Source organism: Companilactobacillus kedongensis (assembly GCF_003946625.1).
GTDB classification, from domain to species: Bacteria; Bacillota; Bacilli; order Lactobacillales; family Lactobacillaceae; genus Companilactobacillus; species Companilactobacillus kedongensis.
This window is the reverse complement of the sequence record NZ_RHOR01000013.1, coordinates 41181-61716: the sequence shown is the minus strand read 5'-3', so window position 1 is coordinate 61716 and position 20536 is coordinate 41181. Positions and strand designations below refer to the sequence as shown.

At 34.9% G+C, this 20536-nt stretch carries 19 protein-coding genes and 1 pseudogene; 13 read left to right on the top strand and 7 right to left on the bottom strand.

Going from position 1 to position 20536, the window contains the following annotated elements; translation table 11 throughout:
• The first annotated feature begins 29 nt into the window (after window positions 1–29).
• The 5 genes from EKM60_RS08320 (at window position 30) to EKM60_RS08305 (ending at window position 3410) form a co-directional block, all read left to right on the top strand.
• Entirely contained in the window at window positions 30–587 is a 558-nt protein-coding gene (locus EKM60_RS08320; RefSeq protein WP_125714371.1) for a guanylate kinase, read from the top strand.
• Between the two features lie 225 nt (window positions 588–812).
• On the top strand, window positions 813–1556 hold the full coding sequence (locus EKM60_RS08315; RefSeq protein ID WP_225427030.1) for a C40 family peptidase: 744 nt from the start codon (window positions 813–815) through the stop codon (window positions 1554–1556).
• A 77-nt stretch (window positions 1557–1633) separates the two neighbouring features.
• Window positions 1634–2590, top strand: a complete 957-nt coding sequence (locus tag EKM60_RS08310; protein WP_125714369.1) for a quinone oxidoreductase family protein — start codon at window positions 1634–1636, stop codon at window positions 2588–2590.
• Between the two features lie 101 nt (window positions 2591–2691).
• Window positions 2692–2853 carry a hypothetical protein gene (locus EKM60_RS11135; RefSeq protein ID WP_164508369.1) on the top strand — a complete coding sequence of 54 codons (162 nt, stop codon included), beginning with the start codon at window positions 2692–2694 and terminating at the stop codon, window positions 2851–2853.
• Complete coding sequence (locus tag EKM60_RS08305) at window positions 2853–3410, top strand: GNAT family N-acetyltransferase (protein WP_125714367.1); 558 nt, start codon at window positions 2853–2855, stop codon at window positions 3408–3410. The genes EKM60_RS11135 and EKM60_RS08305 overlap by 1 nt, the downstream gene beginning before the upstream one ends.
• A 176-nt stretch (window positions 3411–3586) precedes the next feature.
• Here the strand turns inward: EKM60_RS08305 and EKM60_RS08300 are convergent, their stop codons facing one another.
• On the bottom strand, window positions 3587–4396 hold the full coding sequence (locus EKM60_RS08300; RefSeq protein WP_125714365.1) for an SDR family oxidoreductase: 810 nt from the start codon (window positions 4394–4396) through the stop codon (window positions 3587–3589).
• Between the two features lie 538 nt (window positions 4397–4934).
• On the opposite strand from EKM60_RS08300, the gene EKM60_RS08295 reads away from it, so the two are divergent.
• From EKM60_RS08295 to EKM60_RS08260, 8 genes and pseudogenes are all read left to right on the top strand, one after another.
• A complete protein-coding gene (locus tag EKM60_RS08295) occupies window positions 4935–6449 on the top strand; it encodes a xylulokinase (RefSeq protein ID WP_125714362.1) in 1515 nt (504 codons plus the stop codon).
• A 23-nt stretch (window positions 6450–6472) separates the two neighbouring features.
• Complete coding sequence (locus tag EKM60_RS08290; RefSeq protein WP_125714360.1) at window positions 6473–7492, top strand: aldo/keto reductase; 1020 nt, start codon at window positions 6473–6475, stop codon at window positions 7490–7492.
• Window positions 7493–7547: 55 nt separating this feature from the next.
• Window positions 7548–7985 (top strand): RbsD/FucU family protein, encoded by a 438-nt coding sequence (locus tag EKM60_RS08285; RefSeq protein ID WP_125714358.1) that lies wholly within the window; start codon window positions 7548–7550, stop codon window positions 7983–7985.
• A gap of 101 nt (window positions 7986–8086) precedes the next feature.
• A pseudogene (locus EKM60_RS08280) lies at window positions 8087–9442 on the top strand (sugar porter family MFS transporter).
• A 29-nt stretch (window positions 9443–9471) separates the two neighbouring features.
• Window positions 9472–10470, top strand: coding sequence for a tagatose-bisphosphate aldolase (lacD, locus tag EKM60_RS08275; RefSeq protein WP_125714356.1), 999 nt, complete (start codon window positions 9472–9474; stop codon window positions 10468–10470).
• 86 nt (window positions 10471–10556) lie between these two features.
• Window positions 10557–11513, top strand: coding sequence for a tagatose-6-phosphate kinase (gene lacC / locus EKM60_RS08270; protein ID WP_125714354.1), 957 nt, complete (start codon window positions 10557–10559; stop codon window positions 11511–11513).
• A gap of 1 nt (window position 11514) precedes the next feature.
• Entirely contained in the window at window positions 11515–12396 is an 882-nt protein-coding gene (locus tag EKM60_RS08265) for an aldose 1-epimerase family protein (protein WP_164508368.1), read from the top strand.
• 198 nt (window positions 12397–12594) lie between these two features.
• On the top strand, window positions 12595–13356 hold the full coding sequence (locus tag EKM60_RS08260; protein WP_164508367.1) for a DeoR/GlpR family DNA-binding transcription regulator: 762 nt from the start codon (window positions 12595–12597) through the stop codon (window positions 13354–13356).
• Window positions 13357–13483: 127 nt separating this feature from the next.
• Here the strand turns inward: EKM60_RS08260 and EKM60_RS08255 are convergent, their stop codons facing one another.
• From EKM60_RS08255 to opp3b, 6 genes are all read right to left on the bottom strand, one after another.
• Window positions 13484–14809: an MFS transporter gene (locus tag EKM60_RS08255; RefSeq protein ID WP_125714347.1), complete on the bottom strand. Its 1326-nt coding sequence runs from the start codon at window positions 14807–14809 to the stop codon at window positions 13484–13486.
• Between the two features lie 9 nt (window positions 14810–14818).
• Window positions 14819–15331, bottom strand: a complete 513-nt coding sequence (locus EKM60_RS08250; protein ID WP_125714345.1) for a DUF1440 domain-containing protein — start codon at window positions 15329–15331, stop codon at window positions 14819–14821.
• Between the two features lie 1248 nt (window positions 15332–16579).
• Window positions 16580–17503, bottom strand: a complete 924-nt coding sequence (locus EKM60_RS08245; protein ID WP_125714343.1) for an ABC transporter ATP-binding protein — start codon at window positions 17501–17503, stop codon at window positions 16580–16582.
• Window positions 17503–18543, bottom strand: coding sequence for an ABC transporter ATP-binding protein (locus EKM60_RS08240; RefSeq protein ID WP_125714341.1), 1041 nt, complete (start codon window positions 18541–18543; stop codon window positions 17503–17505). The genes EKM60_RS08245 and EKM60_RS08240 overlap by 1 nt, the downstream gene beginning before the upstream one ends.
• Before the next feature lie 23 nt (window positions 18544–18566).
• Window positions 18567–19586, bottom strand: a complete 1020-nt coding sequence (locus EKM60_RS08235) for an ABC transporter permease (protein WP_125714339.1) — start codon at window positions 19584–19586, stop codon at window positions 18567–18569.
• Window positions 19586–20518, bottom strand: a complete 933-nt coding sequence (gene opp3b, locus EKM60_RS08230; RefSeq protein WP_125714337.1) for an oligopeptide ABC transporter permease — start codon at window positions 20516–20518, stop codon at window positions 19586–19588. Before opp3b ends, EKM60_RS08235 begins: the two co-directional genes overlap by 1 nt.
• Window positions 20519–20536: the final 18 nt, after the last annotated feature.

Sequence of the window (20536 nt, the reverse complement as noted above, 5' to 3'; positions counted from 1 at the left end):
AAATTCAAATTAAAAGCTAGGATAACACAATGAATAAGAAAATTATTGTCATAACTGGGGCTAGTGGTACAGGAAAAACTACTGTTAGTCATTATTTAAAAGAAAAATACCAAATTCCAAATGTAATTACTCATACTACTAGAATGCCGCGTGCTGGTGAAAGAAATGGTATTGATTATTACTTTGAAACAAATGAGAGCTTTTCAGAAAAACACTATTTGGAAAGAGTCGAATATAGTGGACACAAATATGGCTCTTCAGAAGAAGGGCTAGAGTCAATGTGGAAAAAAGTTGACGTTGCCAGTATCGTAGTCGACACAGCAGGAGCAATTGCTTATAAGAAGAAATATGGAAAACAGGCAATCGTGATTTTCTTGGAATTGGATCTGCCTAATTTAGCTAAGAGATTGAAGAAGCGTGGGGATACTCCTGATAGAATCGTGCAACGTATCAACAGTGAAGAATTCAATCGTGACCTTAAAATACCGCGAGAATTACAGGGAAAATCATACGAAATCATCAATAAAGACATGAATATTACCGAAATGAGCGTTGATAAGCTAATTCAAGCCCTAAATATCAAGTAAATGTTACATTTGAAGAGAGCCTCTAATCACTGTTATATCAGTGGTTAGAGGCTCTTTGTATTATTAAAGTAATAAAGTGTAACATTCTTATACAATTACTGTAACAATTCTGAAATATTCGGAGAGTATTATAGTCATCGTTGAGTGATAAGGAAACATTAATTAAGAAAATTTAAACATTTAAAAAAAACAAATAAAAAACAAACCATTCGGGGGATTTCAATTTTGAATACTAAAATTAAAAAGAGTCTAATTTCATTTACAGCCGCTGCTTCATTAGCAGTTACAGGTTTAGGTATGACAGGTCTAACAACACATGCTGCTACACAAATCATTACAGACAATGTACCTTCAGTAGTTACTGCTAACAAGACTGCAATGCTTTACAAGACACCTTCTAAAGATGGTGACACAACAGGACGTGCTATTGCTGCTAATACTCCTTGGGCTGTAGGTCAAGAAGCTATGGATGACCAAGGTAACATCTGGTACTTCATCGGTACTGACGCATGGGTACAAGCATCTGACGTTACAACAAACACTGCTTCAACAGACACAAATACTGATGCAGCAACTGACGATTCATCAACACAAGCTGCTACAACAGAATCAAGTGCTGAATCAGTTATCAGTACTGCAAAACAATACATTGGTACACCTTATGTATGGGGTGGTAAGACACCAAGTGGTTTCGACTGCTCAGGTTTCACATCATACGTATACCAACAAGCATTAGGTAAGAGCATTGGTTCATACACTGTTGCCCAAGAGGGTGCCGGTACACAAGAATCAGTATCACAAGCTTCAGCCGGAGATCTATTATTCTGGGGTAGCAAAGGTTCAACATACCACGTAGGTATCTACCTTGGTAACAACCAATACATCGCTGCTCCAAAGCCTGGTGATTCAGTTAAGATTGCCACAGTATCAAGTTACTTCATGCCTTCATTTGCTGTTCACGTAAACTAGGATAAGTAATTTAACAATAAATTCAAAATTAAAATCTAAGACTGCCATTTGGCGGTCTTTTTTTATCGGGAGAAATTATGAAGGCAGCATATATAGAAAATACAGGCTTATATGATCAGATAAAAATAGGAAATTTAGCTATTCCTGAAGTTAAGCCTACAGATGTATTGATTAAAGTAAATTATGTTTCAGTAAATCATGTGGATACATTTGTTAGAGCAGGTGGCTTTAAGACCGATCTGGAATTTCCATTTGTAATTGGCAGAGATGCTATAGGTACAGTTAAAGAAGTTGGTAAAGAGGTAAAGAACTTTAAAATTGGCGATAAAGTTTGGACCAATAGTATGGGCTACGATGGACGAAAGGGAATCAGTAGTGAGTTTGCGGCTGTTCCGAATAATCGTTTGTTAAAAGCACCTGATGTTGATGAGAAGCAATTAATTGCGTCAGTTCATTCTTCAGCAACCGCACAAATACTTTTAACAAGTATTTTGAGAGTTCAATCAGATAAGAAAATATTAATTGAAGGTGCAGCTGGTCATGTTGGAACAAAACTGGTACAGATTGGTAAAATTTTGGGATTGTCTATTACTACGACAAGTAATAGTAGGGATTTTGACCGTTTGAAGAAATTAGGTAGTAGTCAACTGATCGACTATCATCAAAATGTGTCTGAGATAAAAAATATGTTTGATTATATTATTGATACCTCAGGTAAAGTAAGCCTGAATGATAATCTTCATTTATTAAATCTCTATGGACAGATAGGTATGATCACGGCTCCTAAAGATAATCATTTCAGCTTTGATGTTCGAGAGTTTTATACAGGTAGTAAAAGTATTAAAAGCTTCGTTATTAGCCATGCCAGTTTAGAGCAACTACAAATAGCAGGAGGAGCTTTAAATGAATACTTTAGGTCTGGAAAGCTCTTGGATGATGAAGTATTAGAGTTGCCGTTGGAAAAAGCAGGGGAAGCTCATAAAATGCTTGAGGAAGGATCAGATCATGGGAAGCGGATCATATTGAGGATTTAATTAAAACTATTATGATTTTATATTTTTTTATCCTGTTGTAAGGGATTAGGTAAGATGTTAATATCAATAGACAAAAGTATATCTTAAAGAGGTGACGCAAAATGGCAAGTATTTCAATTAATACGGTTGTAACTGCTCGTAATAAGCTAGAAAAAGAACAAATGATGAAGGTCATTAATAAGACGGACATGTCGGAAGAAAAAAAACTAAAGCTTAGAAGATTAAAATCGGAATCAAAACAGTCAAAATTTGTAATCAAATAATGTCTAGTAGTAATGAATTAAAGAAAATAAGATTAAATACATTTGTTAATATTTCAAATGATATAAAGTCGTTCAACTGTGGAGATGTGAAGCTGAATGATTTTTTTTATAAGGATGCTCTAGGTCTAGATGAAGAGAATAATTTAGCTACAGTAATTTATTATGATGAGGAGTATAAAAAGATAGCAGCTTTTTATACTCTATCTGCATCTTCAATACAAATGGATGAAAATGATTCATATGAAAAATCAAAAGTAAAAGAGACAATGACTGAATTCAGTGCAATAAAAATCCATTACTTTGCAGTTGATGTAGAGTATCAAAATCAGGGCTTGGGTAAACAAATTATGACTAATTTATTTAGTGATTTAATAGATGCTGATTTTGAATACAATATAGGATTTAAGGTGCTTTACTTAGAGGCACTACTTAACGCAATGGATTTTTATTCTAATGTAGGATTCAATTATTTAAAACCATGGGAAGAACCATTAAACTTATCTAGTTCAATAATGTTAATAAACTATGAGGACTTAGAATACTTTTATAAATTTTAAAAAACGATCTCAATGATGAGTAAAACATCATTGAGGTCGTTTTTTTTTGAATAGTTTGCAATTAAATCAGAACTATTAAATTGTCTGATTTTTATGAGCTTAGTAAAATATATAAATATTAAGAAATAAAAAAGCGCCACAATATACGAAGTTTCGCATACTGTAACGCATTTTGTTTATCCACGTGATTTACCACCTGAAACATTTACGGTTTGTCCAGTCATATAACCAGCACGATTTGATAAGAAGAAAGCAACCAGATTAGCAACTTCACTTAATTTACCACTTCTTCCCATAGGTATAGTCGATGTCTTAGAATATCCAGCTCTAAGTTCTTCAACAGTTTTATGTCTTGAATATGCTAGAGCAGTTTCGTAGTCAATTGTTCTTAAACCAGTTGCTTCAAGAACACCTGGTGCAACACCAATTACTCGAACGTTGTATTGTCCTAATTCTTTAGCCCATGCACGAGTAAATCCATTGATAGCTCCCTTTGTACCTGAATAAATACTTGCGCCTTGAGACCCTTCAAGTCCTGATTCAGACGACATATTTACAATTGATCCATCTTTTTTGTCAACTAATATTTTAGCTACTGCAGATGACATCAAGAAAGTACTCTTTACGTTTACGTTGAACATTTTATCAAAGTTAGCTGCATTGATAACATACTTGCCGTTGGGGTCAGTAGGATCTACTAAAACTCTGGGAATATTGATTCCGGCATTATTTACTAGGCCATCAATTGTTTTAAATTTTTTCAAAGTTTCGTCAACTACGTTTTTGACATCATTTTCGTTAGTAACATCTGTCTTTATATATAAGAGGTTTTCGCTTGAGGTAGGTCCTTCCTTTAAGTCAGCATTTACGACATTTGCATTGTCTGACAATAATTCATCTACAATAGCAGCCCCAATTCCGGAAGATCCACCAGTTACGATGAATGTTTTACCTTTGATCTCTAACCAATTATTTTCTGTTGTCATAATATTTTTCCTTCCATTTGATGATTTCGATAAATTTAGAAGCTAAGTGTAGTAGATATAAATTTGTGGTATCGAACAACAAAGTGAGGTGATTAATGAATAACAGATAGTACGAAAACACCATTTGACAAAAAAACTTGTCATTAATACTTTAATTTACGTACAAGTCAAATTTACCACAAATTTGGCAAAAGTCTACAGCAATGACAAATTTTGTTTGCAAAATAATGATGATACTCAAATATATACTAATATTCGGTTACCAAAAAAAGATTAATTTATTTAATAAGCTATGCTTATATTGCGATCGCTTGTGAAATAAGAGGATACAAGCCAATAAATCCATTATTTATTTGTCAATTTGGCAAGTATTGCAAATTAATTATTGCAATTGCCAAAATATATGCTACGATATCGGTGTAGTGCACGAGATATAAAGTTGTTAACAACAAATGAATAATTGAGATTTTAGGAATTGCAGGTGAGTGTTCATTAAATAATGATCATTGGTTTCCATGTCTAGAAAGGCGGTACTTAATTGGCAAACAAACTTTTATTAGGTATAGATGTTGGAACTTCATCTTGTAAAGTTACTCTTTTCAACTTACAAGGAGAAGCTGTTGCCCAGGAATCATCGGATCATAACACATATTATCCGCATGATGGTTGGGTTGAACAAGATCCTATGGAATGGTGGGATGGAATTTGCAGTTCTATTCAAAGAATTAGGGAACAAGGAAAAGTTGATCTAAATGATATTTCTGGTATTGGTCTTGATGGCCAAAGCTGGTCAGCGATACCTGTTGACGATAGAGGAAATGTTTTGGATAGAACTCCAATTTGGATGGATACAAGAGCCGATAAGATTTGTGATGAGATAGGACAGAAAATCGGGAAAGAAAAGATCTTTAATGTTTCTGGGAATGATTTACATCCGACATATTCACTTCCTAAGATTCTATGGTTAAAAGAAAATAAACCTGATATCTTTAATAAAACCGCAAAGTTTTTACAATCTAATAGTTTCATTGGCTATAAATTAACCGGAGTTATGTCACAAGATCCATCACAATCATACGGATTGTATTTCTACAATATGAGAACTGGTGAATATGATTTAGATCTACTAAAGCAATTTGGTTTGGATATAGATTTATTCCCTGAATTGATGGACTGTGATCAAGTTATTGGAGTTATTAATTCGGAGTCCTCAAAAGAAACTGGATTACCTATGGGGATTCCAGTTGTAGCGGGTGGACTTGATGCCGCCTGTGGAACATTGGGTGCTGGAGTTATTTCTTCAGGACAAACGCAAGAACAAGGTGGTCAATCAGGTGGTATGAGTATTTGTTTAGATGAAGACGAATATCAAGCCGATCCTCGATTGATTCTGAGCCGACATGTTATTCCCAACAAATTATTGTTGCAGGGAGGAACAGTTGGTGGTGCCGGAGTTGCTCGTTGGCTGCTAAAAAATTTCTGTAAGGAAGAACAAATAAATTCTGAAAAAAATAGTTCTAATCCTTTCCATGAAATGGATATTACAGCAGTTAAAACCGATCCTGGTGCTGATGGATTGATTTTTCTCCCATATATGTCGGGAGAAAGATCACCAATTTGGAATGCTAAAGCAAAGGGAATTTATTACGGATTAGATTTCTCAAAAACTAGAGGACATATGATCCGTGCTAGTTATGAAGGAGTGGCCTATTCTCTAGAACATAATTTACAAATTGCTGAAGAATCTTCAGCAAATATCCAAGAATTATATGCAATGGGTGGAGCTGCCAATAGCGTCTTTTGGACACAGATAAAGGCAGATGTCACAGGTAAAAGAATTTTAGTTCCAGGTTCTGATACTGCAACAACTCTTGGGGCTGCAATTCTGGCCGGAGTTGCTACAGGAGCATATTCAAGTTATGAAGATGCAATTGATAAGACTATTGAAATAAAGAAAGTCTATGAACCTAATCCAGATAATAGAGCCATATATAAGGAAGGTTTTGAAAAATACCTTCAAATTTATAATAATTTAAAAATTTTAATGAAATAATTTTAAAACAAGGAGTGTCAAAAATGTCAGATAAAATTACATCAATTGATCCAAGTACTGTACCAAGTTACACACTTTCAACTGGAGAAAAAATGCCTGCAATTGGAATGGGAACATTCGGCTCTGATCATTTTTCAGCTGAAGATATTAGTGATGCTGTAGCTGGAGCAATTGATTTTGGATATAGATTGTTTGATTGTGCTTCTGTATATGGTAATGAAGATTTAATCGGAAAAGTATTCAAAAATGCTTTTGATAAAGGAACTGTAAAACGTGAAGATTTATTCATTATGTCAAAAGTTTGGAACGACCAGCATCGTGAAGTCGAAAAATCAATTGACAAGACACTAAAAGACCTTCAATTAACTTATCTAGACGCATACTTTATTCACTGGCCATTCCCTAACTATCATGCACCATTTGCTAATGCTGATGACCGTAACCCTGATTCAAAACCATTTAGTGTCGATGAATTCATGGATACATGGCATCAATTAGAAGACGCATATGATAAAGGCTTGATTAAGAATTTAGGTATGTCAAGTATGACAATTCCTAAGTTGGAAGCAGTTCTACCATTATGCCGTATTAAACCAACACTTATTGAAGTTGAACAACACCCTGCTTTCCAACAACCAGATCTATATCAATATATTGTTGATCATGATATTCAACCAGTTGGATTTATGCCATTAGGTTCACCAACAAGACCTGATAGAGATAAAGTTGCTGAAGATGTTGATGACATGAAGATGCCTGAATTAGTTGCAATTGCTAAAGCTCATAATGTTCATCCAGCATTGATTTGTTTGAAATGGGCCTTTCAACGCGGAAGTATTCCAATTCCATTCTCAATCTACCCTGCAGAGTATCAAAGTAACCTAACAAGTATCACAGAAGATCCATTAACTGATAAAGAAATGAAGACAATGGCTACTTTAGATAAGAATAATCGTTTGGTTAAAGGTGAAGTATTCCTATGGCCAGGTGCAGATGACTGGCAAGCGCTTTGGGACATTGATGGAACAATTACTAAAGAATAGTTTTTTTTAAATGATTATGTAAGCGCTTTAATAAAAATTAAAAGGAGAACTAATCATGTTAAAAGGAATCCCAAGTATTTTACCCCCAGAATTAATGAAGTTACTTATGGAAATGGGTCATGGTGATGAATTATTAATTGGTGATGGAAACTATCCAAAGTTTGGTCAACCTGCAGATCACGTTGTAAGAATGGATGGCCATGGTATTCCAGAAATTTTGGATGCTGTTATGCAATTGATCCCACTAGATCCATATGTTGATAATCCAACAATGCTAATGGCTGTTCTACCAGATGATCCTTACGTACCTACTATTTGGGATGATTATAGAAAAATTATTACTAAGTATGAAAAAAAAGGAACAAGAGAAATTCAACTCGAAAAGCCAGAATTCTATGAACGTGGTACTCATGCTTATGCTGCTATTGCAACAAGTGAGACAGCATTGTATGCCAATATTATTTTGAGAAAAGGTGTAGTTGTCCCTAAATAATAGATTGAGTGGTTTAATAGGAATCTTGATGAAAAATTGAGATTCCTATTGTTCTTAGTAAACAAAAATATTAAAGGTCCGTATTTAAAAGGGGGATCATCATGGAAAATAATGTAGAGGAAACTGAGGCCAAAGCCGAAGCTACTCCTAAAACATTACCAATCGTCTACTTGTTTGCCATTCTAGGAGGATTTGCCGGATTACTTTATGGATATGATTCTGGAGCAATCTCATTAGCTTTACCTCCTATGACAAATGATTTTGGTTTAAATGCATCTACGAAGGGGCTTATAGTTAGTCTTCTATTGTTTGGTGCTTTACCTTCAATTGTTGTATTTACAGCATTAGAAAGAAAAATTGAACGTAGAAATGTATTAATAATTGGTGGACTTGTCTTTATCGTAGGTAGTTTGCTTACAGCTTTTGCAAGTTCAGTTACGTATATTTTAGTTGGACGCTTTGTTTTGGGTATTGCCGCAGGTATTGCTAATATGTACGGATTAATTTACCTATCTGAGTTGGCGCCTAAACATATTCGGGGAATGATGTCTTCACTCTATCAGTTGAGTGTAAATATTGGTATTTTAAGTGCTTATCTAATCGGTGCCTACAATATGCCGAATGGTGAATGGCGTTGGACTATTGGACTAGGTGTCGTACCTGCATTGATCTTTGCTGTCGGTATGATGTTAAGTCCACAAAGTCCTAGATGGTTAGTTCGTGATGGACAAGATGAAAAAGCTAAAAAAGTTTTGAAACGTGTCCGTGCTACTGATCAAGAAGTCGAAACAGAATTCAATGATATTAAGAGCAGTTTGAATACACAGGATGCTGGGCTACGTGAATTACTAGGTAAATTCAAACCAGTAATTATCATGTTGGAAATTTTGACCTTCATTCAGGTCTTTACGGGTATCAACGCAGCTGTTTATTATGCACCAGAGATTTTCAAGAGTTTAGGGTTAGCTAATGCCATGGTAGTAGCTGATATCGGTGTTGGTTTAGCATTAGTAATTCCAGTTGCGATAGCTCTACCACTGATTGATAGAGTCGGTCGTAAGAAATTATTGGAGTTTAGTTTAGCAGCGCAAGTTTTACCTTCAATTGGATTATGTATTTGGTCAGATAATGCGGTTATCGCTGTAACTTGTATCATTATTTACTGTGCAGCTTTCAGTATTGGTTTAGGACCTGTATTTTGGACATACGTTCCAGAAATTCTACCATTGAAGGCTCGTGGATTAGGTGTTGGATTAATTACATTCTCATAATATTTAATGAATGCTATTTTTGCTTGGTTATTCCCAATTATTCTTGAAGCAATCGGAATCAATATTTTCTATTTCTTCGCGGCACTTTCCTTATGGGCAGTTTGGTATATTCACAGAAATGTTTATGAAACTAAAGGGAAATCATTAGAGTCAATTGAGCATTATTGGGAGACTCGTAAGGCATAAGATTCAAAAAAATCAGAGGAGATCATTAAATGTCATTAACTAAGAATAAAGTTGAACATCTAAAAAAATTATCAAATTCTAAAAATGTTATAAGTGCATTGGCAATCGACCAACGTGGATCTTTAAAAAAAATGATCGCAAAAGAGTCAAATTCACCTGCAAATGAAACAGAAATAGTTCACTTTAAGGAAGCTATTTCAAAAGAATTGACTCCTTATGCATCTGCCATTCTCTTGGATCCAGAATATGGTTTGTCAGCAGCTAAAGTTCGTGATAATGACGCTGGATTGCTACTAGCATATGAAAAAACAGGATATGATGCTACTGAGCCCGGTAGATTCCCAGACTTACTGGAACATTGGTCAGCTCAATTGTTAAAAGAAGAAGGAGCCGATGCAGTTAAGTTTCTACTATATTATGATCCTGATGAATCTAAAGATATCAATGATCGTAAACATGCCTTTATAGAAAGAGTTGGTGCTGAATGTGTGGCTATTGATCTACCATTCTTCTTGGAGCTTGTTTCATATGATGGAACTATGGACAGTGTTACAGATGCAGCTTATGCAGAAGTTAAACCTCATAAAGTAATTGAAACAACTAAGGAATTTTCAAATCCTAAGTATCATGTTGATGTTTTAAAGGTAGAGGTTCCCGTAAATATGAAGTACGTTGAAGGTTATACAGATGATGGTGTTTCACCTGTATATTCTAAAGAAGAAGCAGCAAAATACTTTAAAGAACAAAGTGATGCTACTGACCTACCATTCATTTTCTTGAGTGCCGGTGTTACTAATGAATTGTTCGTTGAAGAATTACAATTTGCCAAAGATTCCGGATCTAAATTTAATGGAGTTCTCTGTGGCCGTGCCACTTGGAAACCAGCAGTTAAAGAATATGCTGGTAAGTCGCCTGAAGAAGGTACTAATTGGTTGCGTACTCAAGGCAAGAATAATATTGAAAAGTTGAATAAGGTATTATCAGAAACTGCTACACCTTGGACAGAAAAAGTTATTGATTTTGTTTAAAAATATATAGAAATTAGCATGTTGGACAAAGCTATTAACTTTGAAAAACATGCTTTTTTTCTCAAAAATTGAATGGAGAGTTTATTATGATTTTAACGGTGACAATGAATCCATCAATTGATATGTCCTATCCCATTGATCATTTAAAAATAGATGATGTAAATAGAGTTAAAGAAGTCAGTAAAACTGCTGGTGGTAAGGGATTGAATGTTTCAAGGGTTATTAATTTGATGGGGACGGATATTATTGCAACTGGTATTCTTGGAGGTTTTTTTGGAAAATTTATCGAGAAAAAACTAGATCAAGAAGAAATAAAACATAGTTTTACTCATATTGATCAAGAAACTAGAAATTCTATTGCTCTATTACATGATAACGGTAATCAGACTGAGGTCTTAGAATCCGGGCCAGTGATATCTGAGGAAGATAACGAGAGATTTTTGAATGATTATAAGAATCTTTTGAAGAATGTTGGTTTAGTAACGATGTCAGGTAGTTTACCTGGAGGATTGGGCAATGATTACTATTCAAAAATGATTGATATAGCAAAAGATAATGGAGTAAAAGTTATTTTGGATAGTTCAGGCGAGACGTTAAAAGAATCTTTGCTGAATGATAATAAACCATATTTGATAAAACCAAATCAAAATGAGGTTGGACAATTATTAGGTGAAAAATTTGAAAGAAATAATTATGATTCATTACCATATTACTTAAATTCACCTATTTTTGATGGCGTTGAATGGGTTGTTGTCTCTTTGGGCGCTGATGGTGCGATTGCTAAACACAATGGGAATTTTTATCGTGTCAAAATCCCAGTTATTAAAGTTGTTAATCCAGTGGGATCAGGAGACTCTACTTTAGCAGGATTATCTGTTGCAATTTCTGAAGGTAAATCAGACGAAGAAATTTTGAAGACAGGTATGACTACGGGAATACTTAATACTATGGAGAAGAAAACTGGATTTATTAATAAAAACTTGTTCTCCAAATATTATAATGAAGTAACTGTAGAAGCTATGAATTATGCAAAGGAAGGTTAATATGATCAAATTAAAAAATAAAAACTTTTCAGTTGATATAAGCGAAAAGGGTGCTGAAATACAACATATTTATAATAATGCGGAAGAGTTTAACTACATTTGGGATGATAAAGATAAAAAATATTGGAAACGTCATGCTCCAATTCTATTTCCTTTCATTGGTAGATCAAATGACAACACTTATTTAGTTAATGGTAAAGAATATACTATGAAACAACATGGATTTGGTAGAGATCAAACATTTGAGGTTGAAAGTAAGACTGATACTGAGGCAGTATTGTCGATTACTGATACTGATGAAACAAGAAAAATATATCCATTTAAGTTTAAATTTACTGTAACTTATAAATTACAAAATGATGGATTGAAGACTACTTATTCAGTTAAAAATACTGATGATAAGAAGATGTCTTATGCATTAGGATCACACCCAGGTTTCAATGTACCATTTGGTAGTGATGAGAGTTATGAAGATTTCTATTTGGCAATCACTCCTAATGATTTGTCATTGGAACAATTTGAAGTTGCGCCAGCTCCATTTATAAATGGGAAAGTTAAATCGATTTCTAATATTGATGGTGTTATAAATCTAAGTCATGAGATGTTTAATGACGGGTTAATAATTTTGGCAAACAAGAATATTAAATCTGTTCAATTGGCATCTATGAAATCAGATCATAGAATTGAATTAACCTTAGATGACTTTCCATATTTGGCATTATGGAGTGTTGAAAATGAGCGTGCACCATTTATCTGTATGGAAGCTTTTGCTGGATTGCCTGATATATATGGAAAGCCTGGTGAAATTATGGATAAAAAAGGTAACAATTTGTTAGATGCTGGAAAAGAAGATATTTTTTCTTATAGTATGATTTTGGACTAATCAAAAAATTCCTATTTATTGGTATGCGTTCATATCTACCGATAAATAGGAATTTTTGAATCATACAAATAATTGCAAAAATAACTTTGCAAGTATAAGCTTAACGAGTAAATAAGTTAATTTAATAAAAGCACATTCTAAAAAAGACTTTTATTCATTTTATCAAGTAACAAGTAAATATAGATGGGACGAAGGCTGATGGATGGAACTGCTCGTAAGAATTATATTATTAAAATGATGAAAGATAGTAATTCGGTTAAAATTTTAGAGTTGAGTAAAAAATTAAAGGTAACTAGAGAGACGATTCGCCATGATTTATACGATCTTGAAAAAGAAAAGCTAGTTAAAGTGGTTAGGGGCGGAGCAATATTAAACACGCCAATCACTGAAACACCTTATGACAAAAGACTGGATGCTCACATTAGTGAAAAAAGCGATATTGCAGATAAATTTGTAGAATATATAGAAAAAGGCGACACGATTTATTTGGATTATGGTACGACAAGTCTTTTTGTTGCTAGAAAGATCAAGAATATGAATAATATCAATGTCGTTACTAATTCTTTGCCAATAATAAATGAACTTTATAAGAGCAAAAGTGTTCGTTTGATCGTTTTAGGCGGAGAAGTAAGGTCTAATGAGGGATCTCTCTACGGAAGAGAAGCAATTAATAACCTTAAATATTTGAATATTAATATTGGTTTCTTTAGTGGTAGTGGATTCAGCCCTGAATTTGGATTATCGAATATCCATATTGGAGAATCAGAATTAGCTAGAGTTGTAGCAGAGCATAGTCAAAGCATTATAGTCGGTATAGATCACTATAAATTTGGAAATGTCTTTATCAATAAAGTCTTACCAGTTTCTAAAATAGATACTTTAATAACTGATTCTTTAACTGATCAAGAGTTGATTGGAAGATTATCTGAAGAAACAAACTTAGTTTTTGCTCAAGAATAAGCTAAAAAAATGAGTTATATATCATGCCTGGTTATTCCAAGCAGTATATAACTCACTTTTTTTAGAAATATAAATTATTTTAAATGCAAAACTATTCATGGAGATGACTATCAACAGAAGTCAACTTCTACTCAGTAATCTCATTAATCTTAGCCTGAATCTTACTCTCATTGTAAGCAAGCAAGATCAAGAACATGATCACGTATAACCCCAGCGGTATTAAAGCAAAATTCAAATTAATTGCTGAAATAGTTGATGCGGATTGTGTTTTATTTGAAACATAACCAGTTAGCTGCAAGGATTCAGCGGTAACTAAACCACCCAATCCGAGTCCGAGATTGACGCCGAAGTCATCGGTTGAAGCGAGAACACCTTCGGCTTGGATTCCCATGGCTGTACCATAACGAATCGTGTCAGCAATCATAATTGAAACTAATCCAATTATAAAACCGTTACCAATGGAATTGACAAGAATTCCAAAGAATAAAACTGGCATATTTTCACTGTATGCTGCATAAGTAATAATCAATTGACCAATAAATGCCGTGCCGATCCCTGTCAGCATGGTATTTTTTTTACCTAGATGTTCGGCAACGAAGTAGATTGAAACCACACCGATCAAGGCAGTCAAAGTAAAACTATTAGCTAGTGAAACTAAACTTTCTTGACGGATTACGTATTTGAAATAATAAATAATCGTTTGATTTTTGATAGCGGTGGTCATCCAGTACAGGAAGATAACGACTGAAATAACCATCCAGGGTTTATTCTGTTTTAACATTTTCCAGACGGCGCTGAGTGGCTGATGATTTATTTCTTCATTAGAAAAACGCTCGCGGACGTGGAAAAAGGTATTTAAAATCAAAGCTAAAGAAATAATTCCGAATAAAATTATCGTCAAAAGAAATCCTTTTTGTTGATCACCTTTTCCAAATAGGGCAACTAATGGAATTGTGAAGGTAGCGACGATAATTTGAACTGAACTACCGAAGAATTGTCTGATAACACCTAATAAGGTAGTTTCTTTTTCATTCTCAGTCATAGTTGGCAATATCGATGTTATTGGCAAATTGACAGCCGTATAAAAGAACCCAAGTCCAAGATAAGTTACATAGGCCCACACCAATTTACCCGCGTGGGGCAAAAAGTTTGGTGTGACGAAGGTTAGAACGGCGAAAATAACATAAGGAAATGAGAACCAGAGAAAGAACGGCCGACTTTTACCCCACTTTGAGTGTGTATTATCGATCATGACACCAATGATGAGACTTTCAAAGACATCTGCCGCACGTGCTACCACGAATAAGATAGCGGCTTCATTAGGAGTCAGTCCAAAAACATCAGTATAAAAAAACAGCAGATACATTGTCATCATTTGGAATACTAAGTTATCTGCTGCATCGCTCAGCCCATAGCTGAGTCTTTCTGGAATAGACGTTTGCCATTTATTCATAGATAGCGCCTACTTCTTTGACGTTAAACGACGATATAATTCTTGCCCAACAACGTCATTGGTCCACATCCAAGCAATGTGTCCTAGTGCTTCTGAAATATGTTCTTCTGTTGGCTGATCTTTGGCTGATGGAACAGTCTTCATCATAGGCATGATTCCAAGATGGAAAGCTGCCCAAATTGCTAATCCAAAAATACTACAAGCACCTTTTCTGATAAAAGGTTTGTATTCGGCTAAAACTTCATAAATGATGGCAAAAGAAGTTGAGAAGCCAAAATGAACTAAGTAACTTACCCAAGGTAATTTATGTCCAGAGTAAGTATAAGTAGCATGTGTCCATTTACTAGGAATACCGAATTGTTGAAGCAGGGTCTGAGGTGGGTTGGTTTCGTCACGTTCTGCAGTTCTAGGTGGTAAAACATTTTCCCAACCTAGTTTAACAAAGCCAGATGCCACTCCAGCAATTGTTCCAGCTATAATAGCTGATTTTAAGTTACTTTTTTGATCCTTTGATAATTTCATAAAATTCCCCCCTTAAGGATGTTTTCTCCATTATTATAGAACACCAATAATAATATCGCTGTAATTTAGTGTTCAATTATTACGAGAACCTCACAATTTCTTCACAAATTATTATTTGTTTATTCGTAATTTGACAATTAATTATTCATAAATGAAAGCTATTATTTAAGCATAGTCAAAAACAAAGAAGAGGTGACCGGATGAAATATTAGACTTCCTATCAAGTTTTAATCCCCCTTAAAACAAGATAATGTTTTCTTAAAACTCACTTACATAAATACAATATAAATTGATTAATCCCCTATAAAATTTAATCCCTACAAAATCCTTATTTAATCCCCCAATTAAATAACTCTGATATAAGAGATTATACAAGTGAAAATATATTTCCCCCCTGATATATATTTTCTAAAAATAAAACAGGATCTGCCAACAGCAGGTCCTATTTTTCTGCGTAATTATTGATTGCCTCACAAATTCTTCACAAATTGATTGATAATTTTTCGTAGTTTAGAAATTAATTCTTCATAGGTGAAAGCTATTATTTAAGCATAGTCAAAACAAAGAAGAGGTGACCGAATGAAATACGAGATTCTAGGTTTTAATCTCCGTTAAAGCTTAGGTAAATACTTTTACTTATAAATTTAATCCCCTAATTAAATAATCCCTGATATGAGAAAACAATTACAATATATCCTCCCCAGATATATTCACAAGAATGAAAGTAAGAACTTGCCTGCATGGGTATGTTCTTACTTTTTTTGTATACTTAAAGGTAACGGGAAATATAAGGAGTGATGAGAATGGAACAATTTAATAAATTACTTTCAAATTACTACAATACTGACGATATGGAAGATATTTTATCTTGGACGTATAATAATTGCATATACGGAATCGATAGATAGTCTGACCTCACAATTTCTTCACAGATTGTTAGTTAATTAGTCGCAGTTTCAAAATAACCTCTTCATATTTTGACGTTATTATTTAAGCATAGTCAAAAAGCAAAGAGGTGAATGACCTAGTTTCTAAATGATCCCTGAAAAAATTTTCTTCATAAATTGAAAAATCCTTATTTAATCCCCTAATTAAATAATCCCCTATATATACGAATAAAATATATTTCCTCCCCAGATATATATTTTAAAAAGTAATCTCGCATCTTTAGACGATGCGGGATTTTTTGTGTTGTATGTTAAATTACAAAAAAAGCGTGTGATCAATTTAAGATCACACGCTTTGGGTTTATTTAAATGTAGCTGCTTTTGTGTCGTCACAGTATAGAAAATGTCCAGGCATGACTTCCTGCAATTTTTGTCCTTTATGGAAAGAACTCTTGTGGTCAAAGTCGATTCTTTGACGAGTTTTCTCAATTTCGGGATCAGGAACTGGAATTGCTGAAAGTAGACTCTTCGTGTATGGATGAAGTGGATGAGAGTAAATCTCGTCGGCATCAGCCAATTCAACGATTTTTCCTTGGTACATAACAGCGATTCTATCACTGATATATTTAACCATTGAAAGGTCATGGGCAATGAACATATAAGTTAATCCTTGCTCTTTTTGAATGTCCTGCATCAGGTTTACGACTTGTGCTTGAATCGACACGTCAAGGGCTGAGATTGGCTCATCAGCGATAATGAATTGGGGATCAACTGCCAAAGCTCTGGCAATACCGATACGTTGTCTTTGACCACCAGAGAATTCATATGGGTAACGTGTCATATGTTCTGGATTCAAGTGGACCATATCGAGCAATTCACGAACACGTTTGTCACGTTCGTCATCGTTCTTGACTAATCCATGCACATCAAGGCCTTCGGCGATGATATCTTTGACCTTCATTCTAGGGTTCAAGGAAGCGTATGGATCTTGGAAGATCATCTGCATTTCACGGCGGAATTTCTTCATCTGTGGACCATGACTCTTGATCTTACTGATATCTTTACCATTGAACAAGATTTGTCCGCTGGTTGGATCATAGAGTCTGATGATACTGCGTCCGGTAGTACTCTTACCAGAACCAGATTCACCAACTAGCCCAAAAGTTTCACCTTTATAGATATCAAAGGAAACGTCATCGACAGCTTTTACTTCGTTAGGTTTACCAATATTGAAATATTGTTTTAAATGTTTGACTTGGACAATTGCTTCTTTATCTTCGGCCATTATTTATCTCCTAACTTCTTAAATTTTTCAAAGCGTTTTTGAATACCCTTTGGTGGTGTCACCTTTGGTGCATCTGGGTGTAAGAGCCAAGTTGCAGCATAGTGAGTTTTGGATACTTTAAAGAATGGTGGTTGTTTTTCGAGGTCGATTTGCATGGCGTATTCATTACGTGGTGCAAAAGCGTCACCCTTTGGAGGATTGAGTAGGTTAGGTGGTGTACCGGGAATTGAATTCAAATGATCATCTTCACTTGTATCCAAGGTTGGCATTGAGTCTAACAATCCCCAAGTGTAGGGATGTTGAGGATTGTAGAAGACTTCATCAACGGAACCATATTCAACAAATTTACCAGCATACATAACGGCTACACGATCAGCAATACCAGCTACGACACCAAGGTCATGGGTGATAAAGATGATAGCAGTACCGATTTTTTGTTGTAACTCTTTTAATAAGTCGATGATCTGAGCTTGAACGGTAACATCAAGAGCTGTTGTTGGTTCATCGGCAATTAAAATTTCAGGATAGTCAACGATAGCAATCGCAATAACGATACGTTGTCTTTGACCACCAGAGAATTGGTGAGGGTAATCATTCATTCTCTCTTTAGGATTAGGGATACCTACTAAACGTAGCACTTCTTCGGCACGTCCTAGAGCTTCTTTTTTGGAAACTTTGTTGTGGATCAAAAGTGGTTCCGCAACTTGTTTTCCGATTGTCATTGTTGGATCAAGGGATGTCATAGGATCTTGGAAAATCATAGAAATTTTATTTCCACGAATGGCATCCATTTCTTTTTTACTTTTTTTGAGAAGATCTTCTCCATGATAGAGGATCGTTCCTTTATTTATATCTGCATTTTTTGCAAGCAACTGCAAGATAGAACGAACAGTGATCGACTTACCAGAACCAGATTCACCAACAATAGCTAAGGTTTCACCGGCGGCAAGATCGAAATTCACCCCTCGAATAGCTTGGACAGTACCATTATAGGTAGCAAAGTTAACATGCAGATCTTTTACTTCTAGAATTTTATCCATTGCTTATTCTTTCTCCTTAGTTATTAATCTGATGATTGTGGGTCAAAGGCGTCACGTAGACCATCACCTAGTAAGTTAGTAGCAATCATGATGATACTCAAGATAATTGCTGGAGCCCACATTTGATATGGTAGGAATCTGAAGGCCTTTTGACCGTCAGATAACAATGTACCTAATGATGCGTTTGGCGCGGGGATACCAATACCAATGAAACTTAAGAAGGCTTCAAAGAAGATCGCATTTGGAATTGTAAACATTGTTTGAATAATGATTGTTGAAGATAGGTTAGGAATCAAATGTTTTGTAGCAATTTTTGTTGAAGACTCACCTAAAGTACGTGCTGCAAGGACATATTCTTGCTCTTTAAGCTGGAAAGTCTGCGCACGGATCAGACGGGCCATTGTGACCCAATCAGTAATAGCAATAGCTAAAACAATTGAGATAAGACCAGGTTTTAAGATGATCATCATCAAAATAACCACGATCAAGTTAGGAACTGAAGAAACGATTTCAACGATACGTTGCATAACGTTATCAGTCATTCCGCCTTTCCAACCTGAAACGATACCGTAAGGAATACCGATCAGTAGGTCAACTAAAGTAGCCAATACGGCAACAATAAGTGAAAGACGAGTACCATAGATAATTCTTGATAATAGGTCACGGCCAAGATAGTCAGTACCAAGTAGGTAGTAAGTGCCTTTAGGAGCGTGAACTTGAGCATAGGCATCGACCATCTTTCCACCCATGTTTTGATAACCGTTAAATCCGGGGATATTCAGGTTACCTAATTTTGGAGGAAGGTTAGATAGAGTAGCATGTTGAGCATTAGGATTATATGGTGCAATGATTGGGGCAAAAACAGAGATGAAGACAATAATCGTTAGCAGTGTTAAACAAACAACGGCCACTTTATTTTTGAAAAGACGACGACGAACATCTTGCATATAAGTTAGTGCGGGTGTGCCGATCTTTTCTTGTTCCTTATTACCCGCATTATTTAATAATTTGAATTTATCCTTGGGTATTTGAGGAATTTCCATTAGTCATTACCTCCATTTCCTAGTCTGATTCTTGGATCAATAAGTACATATAAAATATCAACAACTAAGAAGACTAAAATCAATAAGAATGAATAGAAGATCGTTAGTCCCATGATAGTTGGGTAGTCATTAGTTGTAATTGATTTAACGAATTGTTCACCGATACCGGGGATCGAGAAAATATTCTCGACAACCATTGAACCAGTCATAGTTGAAACAGCCATAGGTCCAATAATAGTAACGATTGGGATCAATGAGTTACGTAGAGCATGTTTGATAACAACTTGCCATTCAGAGTTACCTTTTGACTTAGCAAGCTCGATATAGTCACTACTCAAAACATCAACCATTTCAGTTCTCATAAATCTGGCAACATTACCTAAAGGTAACGCAGCTAAAGCAATTGTTGGTAGAACACTTGATTGGAAGTTATCCCATAGAGCAACTGGGTAGATGTGCCATTTGTAGGCTAGATAGAATTGTAGTAAAACAGCCAAAACGAATGAAGGAATAGAGATGCCTAGAATTGATACAAAAGTTGCTAGTGTATCGACCCATGAATTCTTTCTGATGGCAGCAACGGCACCGAGCAAGATACCGAGAATAGTTCCAAGTATCATAGCTTGAGCACCAATTTGCATTGAAGGTGCTAAACGTTGGCCAATTAGTTGTGTAACGGGTTCATTATTAAATTGGAATGAAGTTCCAAGGTTTCCTTGGAATAGTCCACCTATATAACGAATATATTGAATAAATATTGGTTGATCCAATCCATATTGTGCTTTAACGATTGCTAATTGATCTGGTGAAAGACGGTTCTGATTAGAGAACGGTGTACCAGGTAGCATCTTCATTAGAAAGAAGGTGATCGTAGCAATTATGAATAGGGTCAAAAACAGGTAAAGAATTCTTTTAAGAATATATTTTGCCATATTTAATCTCCCTAACTT

What these genes read in the sequence shown, in the direction of transcription:
- EKM60_RS08285 (WP_125714358.1), top strand. Translation starts at nt 7,548, where the DNA reads ATGTTAAAAGGAATCCCAAGTATTTTACCCCCAGAATTAATGAAGTTA.
- EKM60_RS08245 (WP_125714343.1), bottom strand. Translation starts at nt 17,503, where the DNA reads ATGGCCGAAGATAAAGAAGCAATTGTCCAAGTCAAACATTTAAAACAA.
- EKM60_RS08265 (WP_164508368.1), top strand. Translation starts at nt 11,515, where the DNA reads ATGATCAAATTAAAAAATAAAAACTTTTCAGTTGATATAAGCGAAAAG.
- opp3b (WP_125714337.1), bottom strand. Translation starts at nt 20,518, where the DNA reads ATGGCAAAATATATTCTTAAAAGAATTCTTTACCTGTTTTTGACCCTA.
- EKM60_RS08310 (WP_125714369.1), top strand. Translation starts at nt 1,634, where the DNA reads ATGAAGGCAGCATATATAGAAAATACAGGCTTATATGATCAGATAAAA.
- EKM60_RS08250 (WP_125714345.1), bottom strand. Translation starts at nt 15,331, where the DNA reads ATGAAATTATCAAAGGATCAAAAAAGTAACTTAAAATCAGCTATTATA.
- EKM60_RS08320 (WP_125714371.1), top strand. Translation starts at nt 30, where the DNA reads ATGAATAAGAAAATTATTGTCATAACTGGGGCTAGTGGTACAGGAAAA.
- EKM60_RS08255 (WP_125714347.1), bottom strand. Translation starts at nt 14,809, where the DNA reads ATGAATAAATGGCAAACGTCTATTCCAGAAAGACTCAGCTATGGGCTG.
- EKM60_RS08305 (WP_125714367.1), top strand. Translation starts at nt 2,853, where the DNA reads ATGTCTAGTAGTAATGAATTAAAGAAAATAAGATTAAATACATTTGTT.
- lacC (WP_125714354.1), top strand. Translation starts at nt 10,557, where the DNA reads ATGATTTTAACGGTGACAATGAATCCATCAATTGATATGTCCTATCCC.
- EKM60_RS08235 (WP_125714339.1), bottom strand. Translation starts at nt 19,586, where the DNA reads ATGGAAATTCCTCAAATACCCAAGGATAAATTCAAATTATTAAATAAT.
- EKM60_RS08240 (WP_125714341.1), bottom strand. Translation starts at nt 18,543, where the DNA reads ATGGATAAAATTCTAGAAGTAAAAGATCTGCATGTTAACTTTGCTACC.
- lacD (WP_125714356.1), top strand. Translation starts at nt 9,472, where the DNA reads ATGTCATTAACTAAGAATAAAGTTGAACATCTAAAAAAATTATCAAAT.
- EKM60_RS08260 (WP_164508367.1), top strand. Translation starts at nt 12,595, where the DNA reads ATGGATGGAACTGCTCGTAAGAATTATATTATTAAAATGATGAAAGAT.
- EKM60_RS11135 (WP_164508369.1), top strand. Translation starts at nt 2,692, where the DNA reads ATGGCAAGTATTTCAATTAATACGGTTGTAACTGCTCGTAATAAGCTA.
- EKM60_RS08290 (WP_125714360.1), top strand. Translation starts at nt 6,473, where the DNA reads ATGTCAGATAAAATTACATCAATTGATCCAAGTACTGTACCAAGTTAC.
- EKM60_RS08300 (WP_125714365.1), bottom strand. Translation starts at nt 4,396, where the DNA reads ATGACAACAGAAAATAATTGGTTAGAGATCAAAGGTAAAACATTCATC.